This is a genomic window from Shewanella gelidimarina (genome assembly GCF_023283945.1).
Taxonomy (GTDB): Bacteria; Pseudomonadota; Gammaproteobacteria; order Enterobacterales; family Shewanellaceae; genus Shewanella; species Shewanella gelidimarina.
This window is the reverse complement of record NZ_JAKIKW010000007.1, coordinates 92,681-111,827: the sequence shown is the minus strand read 5'-3', so window position 1 is coordinate 111,827 and position 19,147 is coordinate 92,681. Positions and strand designations below refer to the sequence as shown.

General features: G+C 44.6%; 17 protein-coding genes and 1 other annotated feature. Of the genes, 3 read left to right on the top strand and 14 right to left on the bottom strand.

The genetic code is table 11. The features are described 5' to 3' along the window. Positions 1-3 precede the first annotated feature (3 nt). Positions 4-300, top strand: coding sequence for an integration host factor subunit alpha (gene ihfA, locus L2729_RS08435; RefSeq protein WP_101091201.1), 297 nt, complete (start codon positions 4-6; stop codon positions 298-300). Between the two features lie 78 nt (positions 301-378). After that, positions 379-1,335, top strand: a complete 957-nt coding sequence (gene lpxM, locus L2729_RS08430) for a lauroyl-Kdo(2)-lipid IV(A) myristoyltransferase (RefSeq protein WP_248987876.1) — start codon at positions 379-381, stop codon at positions 1,333-1,335. A gap of 88 nt (positions 1,336-1,423) precedes the next feature. On the opposite strand, the gene L2729_RS08425 is transcribed toward lpxM, so the two are convergent. The 10 genes from L2729_RS08425 to hisG form a co-directional block, all read right to left on the bottom strand. Beyond that, positions 1,424-2,527 carry a phosphoribosylaminoimidazolesuccinocarboxamide synthase gene (locus L2729_RS08425; RefSeq protein ID WP_248987875.1) on the bottom strand — a complete coding sequence of 368 codons (1,104 nt, stop codon included), beginning with the start codon at positions 2,525-2,527 and terminating at the stop codon, positions 1,424-1,426. Between the two features lie 152 nt (positions 2,528-2,679). Further along, positions 2,680-3,462, bottom strand: a complete 783-nt coding sequence (locus L2729_RS08420; protein WP_248987874.1) for a substrate-binding periplasmic protein — start codon at positions 3,460-3,462, stop codon at positions 2,680-2,682. A gap of 180 nt (positions 3,463-3,642) precedes the next feature. Continuing rightward, entirely contained in the window at positions 3,643-4,290 is a 648-nt protein-coding gene (gene hisIE, locus L2729_RS08415; RefSeq protein ID WP_248987873.1) for a bifunctional phosphoribosyl-AMP cyclohydrolase/phosphoribosyl-ATP diphosphatase HisIE, read from the bottom strand. Positions 4,291-4,327: 37 nt separating this feature from the next. Continuing rightward, entirely contained in the window at positions 4,328-5,101 is a 774-nt protein-coding gene (gene hisF, locus L2729_RS08410; RefSeq protein WP_248987872.1) for an imidazole glycerol phosphate synthase subunit HisF, read from the bottom strand. Next, entirely contained in the window at positions 5,083-5,820 is a 738-nt protein-coding gene (gene hisA, locus L2729_RS08405; RefSeq protein ID WP_248987871.1) for a 1-(5-phosphoribosyl)-5-[(5-phosphoribosylamino)methylideneamino]imidazole-4-carboxamide isomerase, read from the bottom strand. The genes hisF and hisA overlap by 19 nt, the downstream gene beginning before the upstream one ends. Continuing rightward, complete coding sequence (hisH, locus tag L2729_RS08400) at positions 5,817-6,527, bottom strand: imidazole glycerol phosphate synthase subunit HisH (RefSeq protein WP_248987870.1); 711 nt, start codon at positions 6,525-6,527, stop codon at positions 5,817-5,819. The genes hisA and hisH overlap by 4 nt, the downstream gene beginning before the upstream one ends. Then, positions 6,524-7,603: a bifunctional histidinol-phosphatase/imidazoleglycerol-phosphate dehydratase HisB gene (gene hisB, locus L2729_RS08395; RefSeq protein WP_248987869.1), complete on the bottom strand. Its 1,080-nt coding sequence runs from the start codon at positions 7,601-7,603 to the stop codon at positions 6,524-6,526. Before hisB ends, hisH begins: the two co-directional genes overlap by 4 nt. A 73-nt stretch (positions 7,604-7,676) precedes the next feature. After that, the gene (gene hisC / locus L2729_RS08390) at positions 7,677-8,744 is read right to left on the bottom strand and encodes a histidinol-phosphate transaminase (RefSeq protein WP_248987868.1); all 1,068 of its coding nucleotides are present in this window, start codon (positions 8,742-8,744) and stop codon (positions 7,677-7,679) included. After that, the gene (gene hisD / locus L2729_RS08385; RefSeq protein ID WP_248987867.1) at positions 8,744-10,051 is read right to left on the bottom strand and encodes a histidinol dehydrogenase; all 1,308 of its coding nucleotides are present in this window, start codon (positions 10,049-10,051) and stop codon (positions 8,744-8,746) included. The genes hisC and hisD overlap by 1 nt, the downstream gene beginning before the upstream one ends. 4 nt (positions 10,052-10,055) lie before the next feature. Beyond that, complete coding sequence (gene hisG / locus L2729_RS08380; RefSeq protein WP_101091191.1) at positions 10,056-10,955, bottom strand: ATP phosphoribosyltransferase; 900 nt, start codon at positions 10,953-10,955, stop codon at positions 10,056-10,058. Between the two features lie 55 nt (positions 10,956-11,010). Then, positions 11,011-11,131 (bottom strand) — a sequence feature (His leader region). A gap of 376 nt (positions 11,132-11,507) precedes the next feature. On the opposite strand from hisG, the gene yoaA reads away from it, so the two are divergent. After that, complete coding sequence (gene yoaA / locus L2729_RS08375) at positions 11,508-13,433, top strand: DNA repair helicase YoaA (RefSeq protein WP_248987866.1); 1,926 nt, start codon at positions 11,508-11,510, stop codon at positions 13,431-13,433. Here the strand turns inward: yoaA and L2729_RS08370 are convergent. The 4 genes from L2729_RS08370 to L2729_RS08355 all read right to left on the bottom strand — a co-directional run bounded on the left by L2729_RS08370 (position 13,426) and on the right by L2729_RS08355 (position 19,145). Then, positions 13,426-13,851, bottom strand: coding sequence for a hypothetical protein (locus tag L2729_RS08370; protein WP_248987865.1), 426 nt, complete (start codon positions 13,849-13,851; stop codon positions 13,426-13,428). The two genes, yoaA and L2729_RS08370, sit on opposite strands and share 8 nt — an antisense overlap. An 88-nt stretch (positions 13,852-13,939) precedes the next feature. Next, positions 13,940-14,830 carry a DMT family transporter gene (locus L2729_RS08365; RefSeq protein ID WP_248987864.1) on the bottom strand — a complete coding sequence of 297 codons (891 nt, stop codon included), beginning with the start codon at positions 14,828-14,830 and terminating at the stop codon, positions 13,940-13,942. Further along, the gene (locus L2729_RS08360; RefSeq protein ID WP_248987863.1) at positions 14,827-15,756 is read right to left on the bottom strand and encodes a hypothetical protein; all 930 of its coding nucleotides are present in this window, start codon (positions 15,754-15,756) and stop codon (positions 14,827-14,829) included. Before L2729_RS08360 ends, L2729_RS08365 begins: the two co-directional genes overlap by 4 nt. A gap of 305 nt (positions 15,757-16,061) precedes the next feature. After that, positions 16,062-19,145, bottom strand: coding sequence for an efflux RND transporter permease subunit (locus L2729_RS08355; protein ID WP_248987862.1), 3,084 nt, complete (start codon positions 19,143-19,145; stop codon positions 16,062-16,064). Positions 19,146-19,147 lie beyond the last annotated feature (2 nt).

Genomic DNA, 19,147 nt, shown 5'->3' with positions numbered 1-19,147 from the left:
AGTATGGCACTTACCAAAGCCGAAATGGCAGAACATCTTTTTGAAACGCTAGGTATCAATAAGAGAGTAGCGAAAGAGATGGTAGAGACGTTTTTCGAAGAAGTTCGTCAAGCGCTTGAAAGTGGTGAGCAGGTCAAGCTATCTGGCTTTGGCAATTTCGACCTGAGAGATAAGAATCAAAGACCGGGAAGGAACCCAAAGACGGGAGAAGATATCCCTATTTCAGCGCGCCGTGTTGTGACGTTCCGTCCAGGACAAAAGCTGAAAAGTCGCGTCGAAGAAGCTAACGCAAAGAAGTAATTGCACTAGCATCGTGATGAAGAGGCCACTCAATTGAGTGGCTTTTTCTGTTATTCATCTGCTAACGAGGTTTTGCGTTTGTCTAGAAAACCTAAATATTTTGACCGTCGCTTCAGGCTATCTTTATTACATCCTAAGTATTGGCTTACTTGGGTAGCCATATTAGTGTTAGTGCTTTTTGGCCTTATGCCTGCGTGGCTAAGAGATCCCATTGCGCGTCAGTTGGCTAAACTCGTACTGAAAATTGCGGTAAAGCCCATTGAAGTTGCAAGAGCAAATTTAACGACCTGTTTCCCTGATAAATCGGATGACGAAATAGAAGGGTTGATTCGAGACAATGTCGAAAATTTTGTGATGATTTTACTAGCTCAATCAGAGCTGTTAGTTAAGTCTCGTCAAAATATTCGTAACAGAGTTAAGCTTATTGGCTTTGAGCATGTTGAACAAGCAACCGCAGCAGGGCAACCGGTGATTTTTATTATGCCGCATGTGTGGGGTATTGAGTATGCAGGCTTGCGTCTGAATCTTGATTTACCTATGGTCTCTATGGCTAAAGCCCACAAGAACGACCTTTTTAACTGGTTTAATAATCGTATGCGCAGCTCGCAAGGTGGCAACATCTATATGCGTGAGGCGGGGATTAGAGCATTGCTCTCAGAATTGAAGCGTAACAACAGCTTTTTTTATCTCCCCGATGAAGATTTAGGACCCGATAAAAGCATCTTTGCCCCATTTCTCGGCACAACTAAAGCAACGCTGCCCGTCGTTGGCCGTCTAGCTCAAGCAGGAAACGCGCAAGTGATGCCGGTTAAGATTGGTTATGACCAAACTAAGCGTCAGTATGAGTTAACGGTGATGCCGGCCATTTCACCTGACAGCATGCAGGGTAAAGAGAACGAAGCGATTGCATTGAATAAAGCGGTTGAGCAAGTCATATTAGCTTACCCTGAACAATATATGTGGTTTCTTAAAGTCTTAAAAACTCGTCCAGAGGGCGAAGAGTCTATTTATAAAAAGAAGCCACGTAAGCAATAACGGCTCTGGTAATACACCATTAAAAAGCCGCAATATTAATTGCGGCTTTTTGCTAAATATTGATGCTTAACGTTAAACCCAATCGAGCTTAAACGATAAGTTGGTACTCATTGCGCAAAATATCAATGATCTCTTGCTTTGGGTTTTCACTGATGTGAAGTTTCTTACCGATCACTTTCTCTGCAATACCAACGTAGGTATTGGAGATATCCATCATTACCGATTCTGGCAGTTTGTTGTCTTTAGCCAGTGAGAAACGCTCTTCCATGCGGTTTTTATTGAGTAAGATATCCGCATCAGAGAAGTGGTTTAGCAGCCACTGTCTAAAGCCTTCTTTTGATTGCTCAATGATCTTACCGTCACGATGAGAGCTACCATCCCAAATACGTGAGCTATCTGGGGTGCCGACTTCATCCATATAGATGAGTTTTTCGTTGCCCGCTGCGTCATGGACATAGCCAAATTCAAATTTGGTATCAACAAAAATCTGATCTTGCTCTGCTAATGCTTCGCTTATCACATCAAAGCCTTCAGAAAGCAATTTCTCATAAAGATCGATGTCATCAGTATTGCTGAATTTAAAGCCCTTATAATGACGTTCTATGTCGCGACGAGATACATTGACATCATCAGCTTCAGGTACGCCTTCAAGGCCAGTTAACACACCTTTAGTGGAAGGGGTGATAAGGATCTCAGGCAGTTTTTGGTCTTTCTCTAAACCTTCTGGCAGCGTGATCCCGCAAAACTCTCTTTCACCTTTGCTATAAGCGCGCCACATTGAACCGGTAATGTATTGGCGGGCAATCGCTTCAATCATCACTGGGCGTGCTTTTTGTACAATCCATACCAGCGGGTGCGGAATATCAAGGATATGGCTATCAGCTAAGCCTTTCTCTTTAAATAACTTAAACCAGTGATTTGAAATTGCGTTTAGCGCTGTTCCTTTACCAGGAACACCATTTAAACCGTTCTCACCTTGCCATACGCAATCAAAAGCAGATATACGATCACTGATAACCATTATTGCTAATGGGGCGTCAGAGGGAACGTCATAGCCTTTATCTTTGATTAAGCGAGCGCTGTCTTCTGCTGTTAACCAGTAAACACTGCGAACTTTACCAGAATGGACGGGTTTGTCGGTACGGATGGGAAGGTTGTCATTTACGACTAAAACTTTATCGGCAAGATTCATAGGGCACACTTTTATTATTAAGAAGCTTCATTTTAGTGGCGCAGATTGTATCAGAACTTAGAATTGGCAACACCATGGCAAGCGGTGTTTTATGTTAGTAGAAAACAGTGTTCTTAATAAAAGAAAATAAGATCACTAACTAAGAGTGAGGCTCATTGATAATCACTGATAATTCTTGCTATCTCACCGTTAGCTTTCATCTGCAAAATTTGTAGATCAATCCAGTCGACAAGCTCTTGCGGTACTGCATCACCGTAGCTTAGGTGAATGTCGACAGGTGCTATAGCATCAGGAATATCGGTAAACTCAAAGGTGGATGCATCTATCTGGTGCTGTCTAATGCTGTACAAAACCCGACTTTTCATCTCGATAAACAGATCTCCTCGACCATTTTTAAGGGCAAGTAGCGCACTTTTGTGGCTGTTAAGTTCGAGTGTATTCATCGTATTCTGTTGGATTATGGGTGTTAGACCTGGGTAATCAAATCCTTTTAGCAGGATAACGGTTTTGTCGACTAAATCGTTAACATTCAATGGGGAATCATGCTGACTCTTTAGTGACACCATAATGTGCTCTGCGCTGAATAAAGCCTGTTTTGAAAGACGCTTGTTTTGTGCCAAATTACCCTCGACTGCACGCCAGGTAGGTGAGCCATAACTTATCCAATTAGGGTAGGTCTGTTGTTTGATCTCGTAAAGGTAGCGTTTGAACGGCATGATCTGGTGGTCTATTTCAAGTGACTTTTTCTGTGCAATAAACGTAACGATGTCAGTGATGATCCCTGACTGCACATAGTCGGTCACACTGTTGATTTGAAACGGCTCTGCTTGTTCCGCTATGATCAGGTAGGTGAGTTTTTCAGCGGCAGCAGACTGACTGTACAGTGTACATAACAGCGCTGTAATTAAGGCAAGTGAGTTGATCATACGGCTCATGGCTAATCCCTAATAAGAGGTGGCTCATTCGCGATAAGTATATCGACTATTTCATTGGATGTAACTGTTATAGATACGATTAGTTATTAATAGAGTTTGATTGTTTTCATTTTAACGTATGAGTCTATTTTTAGAAAGGTTAGCGTTACCTGAAAAGATATCGCTAACCTTAGCTGAAAACTAAGCTTGTTTGGCGGCGTTATGTCGCTTCATTAAATTGGCGGTGATATCTTCAAGTGATAACGACTGATCTTCTAATAACACCAGTAAGTGATAGATGAGATCTGAGGCTTCATCAATCAACTCCGGCTTGTCATTTGTGGCGGCAGCTAAGGCTGTTTCAAGTCCCTCTTCCCCGACTTTTTGTGCAATTCGCTTAGTACCTCGGTCGAACAGGTATGCGGTGTAACTTGATTTGGGATCTTGCCCTTTTCGTGAGGCGATTAATGTACTGAGGTTGTCAATAAAGCTGTGGGCTTTACCGTCTTTCCAGCAGCTTTGAGTGCCTTTGTGGCAAGTCGGTCCATTGGGGATCACCTGCACTAATAAACTGTCGTTGTCGCAATCCATATCGATAGCGACTAAATCCAGCGTGTTACCGGATGTTTCACCTTTGGTCCATAACCTCTTTTTACTGCGGCTATAAAAAGTCACTTGGCCACTGGACAAGGTTTTGTCTAAGGCTGCTTGATCCATATAGCCCAGCATAAGAACTTTACCGGTTAAGTGGTTTTGCACCACGGCGGGGATTAAACCGTCTGTTTTTGCCCAGTCTAATTGACTCAGTAATTCACGGTCTTCTTGCTGTGATTGGTAAAGCGATGTCATATTACATCCTTAATTAGGTCTATTTATTCGGGTCAACTTAGATACGTACGGCAATATTGTTATCGCGCAGATAGCGCTTTAATGCTTGGATATCGATGATCCCTTTATGAAATACACTGGCTGCTAATGCTGCATCAACATTGGCGAGTGTAAATACCTCTTTAAAGTGTGCCATTGTGCCTGCGCCTCCTGAGGCGATTAACGGAACATCACACAGAGAACGGATCATCGACAGTTGTTTGATGTCATAGCCTTGACGAACGCCATCTTGGTTCATCACATTAAGCACTATTTCGCCGCAACCTCGTTTTTGCACTTCTTCAACCCAATCGGGGGTATACCATTGGGTGTCTTTGGTTGCCGACTCATCGCCGGTAAACTGTTTTACTTTATAGCTATCATTGATGTCATCGTAGTAGGAGTCGATACCGATGACGATGCATTGGCGACCAAATTCATCCTGCAGTCGTTCAATCAGGCTAGGATCGGTTAGGGCGGGTGAGTTAATTGATATTTTATCGGCACCGAACGCTAACTTTTCACGTGCTTGTTCGATGGTTTTTATCCCACCAGCGACACAGAAAGGGATATCAATACGTTCAGCAACACGGCTAACCCAAGACTTATCAATGACGCGATCATGCGCACTGGCAGTGATGTCATAAAACACCAACTCATCGGCGCCTTCTTCAGCGTAACGAGCGGCGAGGGGCACTATATCGCCCACAATTTCATGGTTTCGAAATTGCACTCCTTTAACCACTTTTCCCTCTTTAACATCTAAACAAGGGACTATGCGTTTGGCCAGCATTCAATTGCCTCCTTAACCGTAAATTGATTAATAAGCAGGGCTTTACCTATGATAATGCCATTGGCACCACTGTTTTTTACTGCGGTAACATCTGCAAGTGTTGCGATGCCGCCCGATGCCTGCCAGTTAATCTCAGGATAGGTACCACTGATCTCTTGATAAAGCTCATTATTGGCCCCTTTTAAGGTTCCATCACGGCTGATGTCAGTCACGAGAGCATGTTTAAGACCCACAGTCATAAATTCAGCAACGAGGGATTCAAGGGTTTTACCGCCGCCAGATTGCCATCCCGATACCGCAACAATTTTTTCGCCTTGCTCATTGATATTGACGTCGAGTGCTAAGCAAATGGCATCGCTGCCATATTTCAAAAACCAGCGTTTGACTAACTCTGGTTCGTTTACGGCCAAGGATCCAATGACCACACGACTGACACCAATCTCTAGCAGTTCGCTGACTTGGGCTTCAGTTCGAATCCCACCGCCGACTTGGATAGGGGTGTCTAAACCTTTAACCAAACTGGCGATCAGTTGGGTTTGTCGTTTTCTAGGGTTTTTAGCTCCAGTTAAATCAACAATATGCAGTAAGTTAGCCCCTTGCTCTTGATAAGATTGCAGCTGCGCTAACGGGCTTAAGTCAAATGTCGTCTGCTGGTTGTAATCGCCTTGATAGAGACGAACCACTTGACCTTCTATTAGATCAATTGCAGGTATTATCATGATTGCCTCTGGTACGGTTTGCTTCTTGCTAAGGTGGACTGAGTCATGGTTAAGAAGTTTTTAAGCATCTTTGCCCCCACTGCAGCGCTTTTTTCCGGGTGAAACTGCAGGCCAATAAAATTATCTTTGGCGATGGCTGCGCTAAATTGCTCACCATGTTCAGCTGTTGCTATGGTGTACTCACTGATTGGCGCTCGGTAGCTATGGACAAAATACACATAGGCGCCAGTGTCGATACCGTTAAATATGGGGTGCGCTGAAGGGGTGATCTGATTCCAGCCCATGTGCGGCAGCGGTAGCCCTTTACTGTCCAATTGTTCAATATCCGTTGGGATCAAGCCTAAACATTCGCAATCGGTTGCCGTTGCGCCACGCTCTTTAGAGGCTCGAGTCAGCATTTGCATGCCCAAGCAGACGCCTAGCACGGGTTGAGTTAAGGCCTTAATAACCCCTACCAACTGCTTGTTGCGTAATGATGCCATCGCTGCCCCCGCAGTGCCGACTCCGGGCAGGATCACCCGAGTTGCGGCCTTAATTGCCGCTATGTCGTCAGTTACGGCTAAGTTTTTACGCTCATCAACAGAGAGTAAGCGCTCAAAGGCGTAGCGCACGGAACTTAAGTTGGCGCAGCCTGTATCGATAATGACCGTGGAACCCATCACCGCAGTATCTTCGATAATCTGACTGAGAGCCTCTATTTTGCTCATAGCACACCTTTACTCGATGGCAGCGCATCACCTTCAACCGCAACAGCTTGGCGTAAAGTACGGCCAAGCACCTTAAATAGACTCTCCACTTTGTGGTGGTCGTTATCGCCGACTGTGGTTAAGTGCAAAGTGCAACGTAGGCCATCAGCAAAGGAGCGGAAGAAGTGCGGTACCATCTCTGTTGCCATCGTACCGACCATTTCACGCTCAAATTCGGCTGAAAACTTGATAAAGGGACGACCTGATAGATCGAGTAGACACTCGGCACTGGCTTCATCCATTGGGATGGACTGTTCAAATGCATTGCCAAATCGTGCAATACCGCGTTTGTCGCCTAATGCTTGACGCAGTGCATCGCCAATTGCGAGCGCAGTGTCTTCTACGCTATGGTGATCGTCAATCTCGAGATCGCCATCGACATTAACATCCATTTTAAAGTTACCGTGGGTCGAAATTTGTTCTAGCATATGGTCGAAAAAACCAATTCCAGTATCGATATTACCTTTTACGCCAGAATCTAAATCAATAGAAACCGTAATATCAGTCTCTTTAGTGGTGCGTACGACCGTCGCAATACGATTTTTACTCAGTAGCTTATCGGCAATATCATCCCAGGTAAGGTTTTGTGGGTGGTATTGTAATCCTTGGATCCCCATTGCATCTGCAAGACCCATATCGGTCTCACGATCACCAATAACAGCGGACTGGGTAAAATCGATACGGCCTGTTGTCAGGTAGGTTTTAACAAGGCCAAGCTTAGGTTTGCGGCAGCTGCAGTTTTCGTCATTAAAATGCGGACAGATAAGCACATCATCAAATTTAATGCCTTGGCTGCTCAATATTTGCATCATCATGTCTTGTGGCTCATCAAAATCATCTTTAGGGAAAGACGGAGTGCCTAGGCCATCTTGATTACTGACCATGACAAGACGGTAGCCCGCTTTTTGTAGCTTCAATAATGCAGGAATGACATTGGGCTCAAACACTAACTTTGCCAAGCTATCGACTTGCTTGTCTGTGATTGGCTCTTCGATAATAGTGCCGTCACGGTCGATAAAGAGAATTTTCTGTTTCATAGCGGTGATACCTTTCAGATTTTTAGATTGAATGGCTTAACCTTTGGTCAAACCATTATCATTGTTATTCTTGTTAATTCGACGCTGAAAACAGGCTAATTAAATAATCTGTTTGCGACCGGTTTGAGAAACTAAACCGAATCGAGTCGGCTAAACGGCTATCGCTGTAACTTCTGGCGATGACGCCTGCTTGAGTCAATTTTTGTTGCACGGTCGCTTTATCGCTAAATTGGGCTAATACGTAGTTGCCATGTGCGCTAACGACCGTCGCGCCATAGGCTTGTAAAGCGAGTGCTAATCGCAAGCCTTGCTGACTCATTTCATCAACCTGGCTTTGCATCGTCAGTAACCCTTTCGGGCTGAGTGCTTTTACCGCTAAGTCACTCACGGGGAGCGGCACAGGGTAGGGGGCTATCACTCGCATGCATATATCAATAATGTCAGGATTTGCCAGTAAAAATCCACAACGGGCACCCGCTAACGCAAATGCTTTTGACAAGGTACGCAGGACCACCAGATTGGCTCTACTTTCAACAAGATCAGCGACCGAATACTCGGGGCTAAACTCAATGTAGGCTTCATCGATGACAATGATCCGCTCAGGGTTACTGTCAATCACCTTGATAAGTTCGGCTTTAGCGATAACGCTGCCGGTTGGATTATTAGGGTTGCAGATAAACACAATTTTGGTGTTTGCGTTATAGGCACTGTCGTTGAGTTGAGATGCATAGTCACTTGGCAGCTGGAAATTATCAGTCAATTGCAGCGCGTTTACGGCGACATTGGCGGTCTTCGCACTGATGGCGTACATGCCATACGTCGGGCCGAAAGTTGCAATCGCATCTTGTGCTGGAGTACAAAAAGTACGAATGAGGATTTCAATCGCTTCATCTGCGCCGCGTCCCGTTAATATGCAATTACTCGCCACACCACTATAGCGGCTATAAGCGTCTATCAATGCCGGGGGTTGGCACTCTGGATAGCGGTTTACGCCTTCTAAATCGCTGTTATTAAACGGTGATTCATTTGCGTTTATCCAGATATCTCCTTGACCACCAATGCGCCGCGCAGATTGATAGATTTGTAGATCTAACAGTTCTGGTCTGGCTAGGCGCTGGGCAAGGTTTTTTGCAGTTGTCATCATGCCTCCAGAGCTTGGTTGTTGATTGTGGCAATACGCAGCGCAACCGCATTTTTATGCGCATCGAGCTGCTCTGCCGCGGCCAATATCATCACGGTATCGCTTAAAGAGACTAAGCCTTCAGGGGTCAGTTCTTGTACCGTAAATCGGCGGCTGAAATCCGCTAAAGACAAGCTTGAAACCGTTTTGCTGTAGCCGTATGTGGGTAATACGTGATTAGTACCGCTGGCATAATCCCCCACCGATTCTGGAGTATAAGCCCCTAGAAAAACCGATCCCGCCGCGCGGATGTTGGCCAGAATATCTCTGGGTTGTGCCGTTTGAATGATTAGGTGCTCTGGTCCATAACGATTTGACACCGCTGCGGCTTCTATCATATTGCTCACCAGCAATGTGCGGCTGCAACCGAGCGCCGTTTTAGCCACCTCTGAGCGAGAAAGTAGCGCGAGTTGCTGGGTTAATGCCTGATTAACCTCGTCTGCAAGTATGCTTGAGTCGGTAACGAGCATGACTTGGGAGTCAGGACCGTGTTCTGCTTGCGACAACAGATCGGCTGCAACGAACTCGGCATTAGCATCAGCATCGGCAATGACCAATACCTCTGAAGGGCCTGCGGGCATATCGATACTGACTGTCGCGCGATTATCTTGGCTCACTGCGCGCTTTGCTTCCGTGACAAAACGGTTACCAGGGCCAAAAATCTTATCGACTTGTGGTACTGAGTCAGTGCCAAACGCCAGCGCGGCAATAGCTTGGGCACCACCGACTTGATATATCTCGGTAATACCACAAGCATTGGCAGCATAAATAATAGCGTTATCGATCGGTGGTGGACTGACCAAAACACGCTTGGCACAACCCGCGATTTTAGCGGGGAGGGCGAGCATGAGTACCGTTGAAATTAACGGCGCGGTGCCCCCTGGAATATAGAGTCCGACTTTCTCAATTGGCTCTGTTCTAAGCTCACAACGCACCCCTGGCTGAGTTTCAATATCAACCGTGGTTGAGACCTGCGCTTGATGAAAGGCATTGATATTACCTTTGGCCTGCGCAATTGCCTGTTTCAGTTGTTCGGGCACTGCAGCGCAGGCGTTAGCTATTTCATCTTTTGACAGCTTAAGTTGGTCAATATTGACGTTATCAAACTGCTTATTGAAACGGCGCAATGCCTGATCGCCATCATTAACGACCGCTTCAATGATCGCCGCAACGCTTTGCTCTAGATTTGCATCACCAATTAAAGGCGATCTTAACAGTGCTGCTTGTTTTGCGCTGGGCGTTAGCGTTTGCCAATTGAGGATGTCCATCTGCTTACCCCATCATTTTTTCGATAGGCATAACAAGAATAGAGCTGGCACCTAGCTGCGTTAGCTCTTCCATGGTGTCCCAGAAGAGATCTTCTGTGCTGACAGCGTGAATGGCGACGCGATTGCTATCATCTTTTAGTGGCAATATGGTTGGGTTTTCTGCGCCTGGAAGTAGCGCTACAATTTGTTCTAGTGTTTCGGTCGGTGCGTGTAGCAGGATATATTTGCTCTCTTTAGCACGGACGACACCATTAATGCGTGACAGTATTTTATTGATCAGCGCTTGCTTATCATCTGGCTGGCTTTTTGTTGACTGAATGAGACAAGCCATTGACTGATAGATGACATCAGTTTCGTATAATCCATTGGCTTCCAATGTTGCGCCGGTTGATACAAGATCACATATTGCGTCAGACAATCCAGCTCGGGGCGCCACTTCAACCGAGCCTTTTAGCATACAGTCATTATAGGTAATGCCTTTTTCCTGCATGAAGCGGCGAAGTATGTTGGGATAAGACGTTGCAATGCGCAGGCCTTCCAGTGAGTTAGCGTCTTGGTAGCTAAACTCGTTAGGAACAGCGAGTGATAAACGGCAAGCACCAAAATCAAGCTGACGTAATTTGATACATTCTGCTGGCTTTCCTAAAGTTTGACGCTCAATTTGCTCCTCTTCTAATACGTTTTCGCCAATAAAGCCTAAATCTACCACGCCGTCCATCACTAGGCCTGGAATATCATCATCTCGAACTCGTAGCAGATCGATTGGCATGTTGTCAGCGTGGGCGATGAGTCGCTGTTCATTGATATTGAATTTTACGCCACAGCTTTTTAATAATTTCAGTGACTCTTTCGATAAACGACCTGACTTTTGGATGGCGATTCTTAATCTATTTGACTCTGACATGGTGACTTCCTTTAAGTTGATTCAAAAATGTTTATAAAACAATCTGTTAATCTGAAACCAAAAAACCCCTGGAATTCCTTCCAGGGGTTTTTGATTTATCTTGAATCAACCGCCAGAAGGAATGAGTCCTTCGGCAGTGAGCTTCCGAAGGCTACCGCATATGGTGATGATGATGGATAGCGTTCGTAAGCTGTGTCATATTCTTATCTCAATAATGTTTGGGTCTGATGACCATAATATCTGCCAGCTGAAGAAAATTTTCAAGCGGCGATGCATTTAAATTAATCAGTTTCAGCACTGATTGCAACTATTATTTTAGCATATGAGGAATGTTCATCTAAATGTCACTTTTTAGCACTCAGATAAATGTGCTGCTGACTGTTTTGATGACAAGACAATCATAGCCAACTATTTCGGCGGGTATAATCCCTTTTTGAAGCGTTGCATATCGGCTAGGGTATTTAACCAATAAGCGGCTTACGTTACACTTCAGCGATTTTTATTTTTAATGGCAATAATGTTGGACTCTATGACAACTAAGTACGGTGGCTTTTGAGCGCTAAATTGACACAGCAAGTCGCGGCGACCTTTTCTGCTGACGGCGCGCTGGCAAAAGCCATTAAAGGGTTTAGTCGCCGCGAAGTGCAGCAACAGATGGCTGAAGCGGTCAGTGAGTCGATAAGCAGTCGCGACAATTTAGTCGTTGAAGCGGGCACTGGAGTCGGTAAAACGTTTGCCTACCTCATTCCTGCGCTGCTGAGCAGTAAGCAGGTCATCGTGAGTACGGGCAGTAAAAATCTGCAAGAACAGCTGTTTTATAAAGATCTTCCGGCATTACTGTTGATGCTAGGCCTCACGCCTAAAGTGGCGCTACTTAAAGGCCGCAATAACTATTTATGTCAGCATCTTATGGAGACAGAGTTATCGGGTGCAAGCTCGATGGATACTCAAATTCTTGATGATTTACTGAGGATCAATCAATGGGCAGGACGGACCATTGACGGCGACCTTGGCGGCTTAACGTCGGTTTCTGAAAACTCAGCGGCATTGCCATTGATTAATAGTGCAAAAGAGACCTGTATTGGTCAACGCTGCGACCACTATGATGTCTGTTTTACCCGTAAAGCGCGTAATCGAGCAATGGATGCGCGGGTCATTGTGGTCAATCATCACCTTTTTTTAGCGGATAGGATCATAAAAGAAACTGGCTTTGCAGAGTTACTTCCAGACTCTGATGTGGTTATTTTTGACGAAGCCCATCTGCTCCCCGATATCGCAGTCAACTACTTTGGCCAACAGTGCTCAACTCGGCAAATTGCTGAACTGCTTGAACGTTTCGCTGATATTTATCGTACTGAATTGCGCGATGCAAAGCAGATAGAACTATTAAGCGCACGTTGTTTAACGCTGTTAAATGAATGGCATCAGGCACTCTTTGCCACTGGAGACACTGATTGGCGTCGAATGCTGAGCAATAAAGCCTTGTCAGTTCTGTCTTGGTCATTGCTCAAAGAGCTAAATGCACTGCAAGCATTATTACAAGGACACGTTGGCCGCAGTGATAATTTGGATGATGCACTTGAAAAGCTCGATGCTCAGACGGCAAAGTTGCAACTATTTTTTCTGTGTGAGAACAATCAAGCGGCTTACAGCATTGATTATGGTCATCGTTATCTGATGCTTAGAATCGCGCCGATTGATGTCGCCAAGGAGTGTAAGAAGCTCTTTGATGTCAATGTCGCGTGGATATTCACGTCGGCAACCTTACAAATTAATCAAGATTTAAGCCTGTTTACCAAGCAATTAGGTATAGGTAAGTGCAAGGAGCTGTTACTACAAAGCCCATTTGATTACGCCAACAATGCGTTGTTTTGCGTCCCTCGGCATCTTGCCAGCGTCAGTAACCATAATGCGATCCTGCCGCAATTTGTCGATGTATGCATAAGAGCGATTGAAGCAGCTAAAGGTCGCACCTTTATATTATTTACGAGTCATCGAATGCTTAAGCTGGTGGCTATTGAGTTGCAACGACGAGTGTCATACCCATTGCTGGTACAAGGGCAGGCAAATAAGCAAAGCCTGTTAAAAAAGTATCGCCAATTGGGCAATGCTGTATTACTTGGCACGGGGGCATTTTGGGAGGGAGTCGACGTTAGAGGCAAGCTGCTTAGCTGCGTGATCATCGATAAACTGCCGTTTGTATCGCCTGAAGACAATCTTTATCGTGCTCGCAGCGAGAGTATTTCTCGGGAAGGTAAAGACCCCTTTACGCAGATCTCATTGCCGCAGGCTGTTATCTCACTGAATCAAGGCGTTGGCAGATTAATTCGCGATGAAAAAGACAGAGGCGTGCTTATTTTATGTGACAATCGCATTGTGAATAGGCCTTATGGACAAGCATTTTTGAACTCTCTACCGCCAATGGCCAGAACGCGAGAGCTGGACAACGCGGTTAAATTTCTTGAGCAGATTAAGTAATGAACAGAATAACTAAGTAGATTAATACCATTAAGAGCAGGGCCAAAAGACAACGTCTTCGATACATAAGCCCCTCTGGATTGAGCAAGCTTGGCAATAGCAAAAAGTTTATAGGATTGAACAGTGTTTTATAGGTCATGAGCGGCACGTTTTCTTGTCTACCTCGATAAAGCATCTTTGAAAAATAGTACATAAATCGAAACAGTAGCAGCGGAAAGCTAATGTAGATAAACAGCGTTAGGCTCAACTCAATGGTTATTTCCACCTCCTCTAATGTCAGCATCAAACCTTTGCGCCAAGCCTCTTCAAGGCTGCTTGAGAAGTAGAGCAACATCAGTACCATCACAATACCGCTATAGGCTATGAATAATAACGAGTAGCGAAATAGTCTAAACCAATCGACGCTAATATGGCGCATATTTCCCCTGTGTAAAATTGCTTAGGATAATAAGAACAAAGAGTGTCTTATATAAAGCTAGCCCATAAACAGTGTCGGGGTGGGTAATCTATTCCGCAACCGCCTCTTTTATTGGCCGTGGCGCTCTCATGACAATTCCTTGTGCAATACCTGCCAATACAATTAATACAGCGCCAAGCAGTTGGATCGCCGTTAATTGTTCGTCAAATAGAAACCACGCAAATATGACAACAGCAACGGGCTCCAAATAGGCTAAAGTGCCGAAGGAGACCGCGGGCAAAACCCGTAGTGCTTTTACCGCAAAGAGTATGGCGAGAAAACCGGGTAATACCCCTATTGCGACTAACCAACCCAATTGGGCTGCGGAGGGCAGTATCGGCGTAATGACAACGAAGGGCAGCAAACAAATAGCGCCGACACTTAGTTGTACCAAGGCACTTTGATAGGGTGTGGAGTGGCTCGGTTTGCGATTGATTAACATAAAACTGCTATAGCTTAGCATCGCTAACATGGCATATATGTAGCCAAGTTCTTGTTGCTGACTCAGAGTATCACTGCCGGTTGGCAGCATCAGTGCAAAGCCTGTCAGTGCGAGTGCAATTAACCCACCGTTTACCCGTGACAATGTCTCTTTATAAACAAAATGGGCAAAAATAGCGCTGGTAAGCGGCGCCAGATAAAGGATCATCACGGCATTGGCCATGCTGATATAACTAATCGCTTGTACGTAAAAGAGCATAAAGCCAGAGAGCATCATGCCATTGATGACGGTACGTTTACTTGGCGTATGCCTGATCTGCCAAGCCTTACCACTCATCAACATAAACGTGAACATACATCCCGCACCAATCACGAGTCGGTAAAAGGTGATATGTTCCGCTGGAAGCTGGGTGTAGCGGGCAAATACGCCGATAGTCGCCATTAAAATGGCTGACAGCATTGCCAGCAACATAAACGCTATTGGGTTAGGCCTATTCATTGTGCACGAGCATCGGCTTCACGTAATTGATACTGTACTTTTGCCGCCAAGTTATATTGTTCAAGTAAACTTAGCTCGTCAGTATTTGCATTACTCTTTGCTGGTGGCATTAGCGTTGCTAAATCAATTTTTAACTGGCCGTGTTGGTCAAATTGACTGGCAAAGGTGCCCATACCGGTAAGATCTAATGTCCAGTGTGTTAACTGACCTAGAACGTAATTACCATATTGAAAAGCTTCGTATTCATTGAGCAGGGTTAAAAAGTCACTAAAGCCAAAGCCCGTTAATGATTTTTGCGCATTAAATGCAGCCCTATAACCCGCAGCGAATATGGCATCATTTGCACTGGTGTTAGCTTGCTGACTTAACTGAAATTGGTATGAGTGACGAGTTTCGTGAATCAGAAATGCCAAACTCGCAAATTTGTCCTGAGTCGCCAGTTTCTCTGGATTAAGATAAACGGTGCCGCGGCTCACGTTATTTATGCTTGATGACGGCAACGGCGCAAAGTGGGAGACGTCGAAGTCGAAGTAAACCATTTTAGTAGGATAACTATGGTTATCGATGATGAGCGTTGGCTGTTTTATCCCCATAGAGCGGTATTCTAATGCGAAGATCTTGCGTAAGTGGGGGATCTGCTCGTCAATTGACAGTTGCTGCCAATCGGCCAGCGCTTTTACTAGGCTTTTATCAGCCAAGATGAGTTCAACCAATCTGTTGGCATCTGCAACCGTTTTAGATTGGGCCGCTAATACAAACGCTTGAGCTTCGGGTTGTAGCGCGAATGCTTGGGGATATTGAGATTGTAACTCTTGAGTGGCATAAAATTGCCCGGCAGCTTGTACCGGTTGTATTAACCCAAACAGTGTGAGTCCAAACAGTAGTGAAACTGACAGTAACGCAGATTTGAATGATAATGATGGCATGGCAATGTTAGCCACTCCGGTAGAGAAGTGACATCCTATTTTTATTGTTATTCTTATTAGGGCGATACCATAGTCGGTTAGGGTTTATAGGTCAAAATCAATTTTTGTATCAAACGTAATAGACCTGTTTAACTCGTGTTTATTGTGGTGTAGTCGTTGGTTGGCTGTAGGGTTGTTAAATTGTTTATTTTCAATTTATTAGCTTGAGTTTTCATTCTCTTTATAGCAAAAAGCCTAGAGCATAACTCTAGGCTTTACGTGGCTCAATGTGGCAGTCCTAATGAGACTGTTTAAATAAGGTTTTTCTACACAGTAGCATCCGCTAGCGCTGGGCTATTTGGGGCCGTAATCGCAGGTTTTTGTCTATGATCCTGTGCTAAGAAAGTATAAACCGTAGGCAATACGAACAGCGTAAACAAGGTGCCGATTGACATACCTACAGTGATCACCAAACCAATGGCAAAACGACTCTCGGCACCAGCACCAACGGCAATGAGTAGGGGGACTACACCAATCACCATGGCCGCGGTAGTCATCAATACCGGTCTTAGTCGCACTGCCGCGGCTTTTACTGCAGCTTCGCGTCTGCTGTATCCATTTTCTGCTTGTAGCTGGTTAGCAAACTCAACAATCAAGATCCCGTGTTTACTGATCAAGCCGATTAAGGTGACTAAGCCCACCTCGGTATAGATATTTAATGTATCGACGCCAAAGTACAGTGGGATCATTGCACCAAAAATGGATAGTGGCACACTGGTTAATACAACGAGTGGGTCGCGGAAGCTTTCAAACTGCGCCGCTAATACTAAATAAATAATAATAATCGCCAAGAAGAACGTCGCGATTAATGATGAACCTTCTTCTAAGAACTGACGCAGTTGCCCTGAAGCATCGGTGCTATATGATTTAGGGAGAATCTGCTTCGCAGCTTCTGCCATAACGGTATATGCTTCACCAATACTGACACCAGGCATCATTTTAGCTTCTATCATCGCACTGTTTAACTGCTGAAATTGATCAACTGCCGATGGTTGAACGCTTTTAGTTATTGTCACTAGTGACGCTAATGGCACCATCTGGTCATTTGCTGACTTCACATAGTATTGCTGCAAGTCTTTTTCAATTCGTCGATCATCTTGAGGCACTTGAGTAATGACCTGATAGCTACGCTCGTTCAATGCAAAGTAGTTGACGAAACCTTCACTTAAATAGCGAGATAACACTAAGCCAATTTGCTGAGTATCAACATTCATTAATGCGGCTTTATCTCGATTAATACTGACCTCAATTTGTGGCTTACTAAAGTCTAAATCATTTTGCACGTAGAGAAATTTGCCACTTTTCATTGCGTACGCTTTCATTTTTTCAGCGTATTGATACAGCTCTTTGTAAGTCCCTGTCGGCGTTTTTAAAATCATTTGAAAGGGTAAGCCCTGTGCTGTACCAGGTAAATCTGGTGGCGAGAAAGTATACACTTGTAGGCCGGGTATCGTTTTCATATCACTTTGAAAACGCGTCATAACATCTTTAGCCGAGGCATCACGTTCGCTCCAGTCCTTGAGTACTGCAAGGCCGAAGAATGTTTGGTCATTTTGGTAACCGTTGACCATCATATCCATCTCTTTTTCTGGATAAGTATCAACAAGCTGTGTTAATGGCTGAGTAAAGTGGTTCAAGTAATCGGTATTCGATGTTGTTGGCCCTTTACCCATCATTATCATCACGCCTTGGTCTTCCTGCGGCGCAAGCTCTGATGATGTATGGGTAAACATAAAGACCAATGCAATCAATATCGTGCCCGCAAAAGGCCACACTAGTTTACGGTTATCAACGACGACGTTTAACATACGGGTGTAATGCTGAGTGACAACTTCAATGACGCCATCAATCTTTTTAACTAACTTTCCCTCAAGTGTTTTTTGCGACAACACTTTAGAGCACATCATCGGCGTTAATGTGAGAGCTAAAAATCCTGATATTAATACTGCGCCTACCAAGGTAAAGGCAAATTCAGTAAACAACTTACCGGTTAGTCCGCCCATAAAACCAATGGGGGCATAAACCGCGGCTAAGGTGATTGTCATTGCAAATACAGGGCCTGCAATTTCACGCGCACTAATGATTGCCGCTTTGACGGGGTCGGTACCGTCTTCCAAGTGACGAAAGGTGTTTTCTACCACAACAATTGCGTCATCTACCACTAAGGAAATGGCTAATACCATTGCCAGTAGGGTTAAAATGTTGATGCTAAAGCCCATTGCTAGCATAAAGAACATAGAGCCAATTAAAGACAGTGGAATAGTGACTAATGGGATCATCATGGCACGCATTGAACCCAAGAATGCAAAGATAACAATCACAACAATTAACGCTGCTTCCATCAGTGTTTTTGCCACTTCATCTATTGAAGTCTGAATATATTTTGTTGAGTCATAAACCACATTTGCTTCCATTCCAGCAGGCAAACTATCAATAATGCTGGGTAAAACTTTATAAACATCTGCTGCCACAGTGAGTGGGTTTGAGTTTGATGTGTTGCTTATCGCCGTCATCACGGCAGGTTTACCGTTAAAGTTAACCACCGAGTCGTAACTGTTCGCGCCCAGTTCAACGGTCGCTACATCTTGCATATGAGTAATACTGCCATCGCTTGTCTTTAACGCGATTTGCTTAAATTCAGCTACAGTAGACGCATCAGTGTGAGCGTTAATGTCGACTTCTATATATTGGTCTTTTATCTTACCGGCGGCACTAACGGCATTGTTACCCTTAATCGCATTTTGAACATCTGTTGCAGTGATCCCAAATGCTGCCATTTTGGTTGGATTTAACCAAATTCGCATTGCGAAATCGCGTTGCCCAAGAATATCTGTTTTTGATACACCGCTTACGGTCGAAATCGTAGGCTTAACTACACGGCTGATGTAATCAGAAATCTGTTCAGTTGCTAGGGTATCGCTTGAAAATGACAGATACAAAATTGGCGATTGAGAAGTCGATTTCAAAATACTGGGATCTAACACTCCTGCTGGTAGTCTGTATTTAACTTGCTGTACCAAAGACAATACCTCTGTCAGGGCCTTGTCTGACGGATAATCCAGTTTTAGATAAACAGTAATAAGTGATTTACCTAAGCTACTGTCTGAAGTCATGTAGTCAATACCTTCAGTTTGAGCTATTTGTGCTTGCAACGGCTGAGTGACATAACCTTGTACACTTGATGCACTGGCACCTGGGTACTGAGTGGTAATGGTAATAACACCCGTCTCCAACTCTGGATATTGCCTTACTTGCATCATGCCAAAGGCTTTTAGTCCTAACACCAACAACATGAGGCTGAGTACTGTTGCCAGAACAGGACGTTTAATAAATATATCGGTAAAGTTCATCT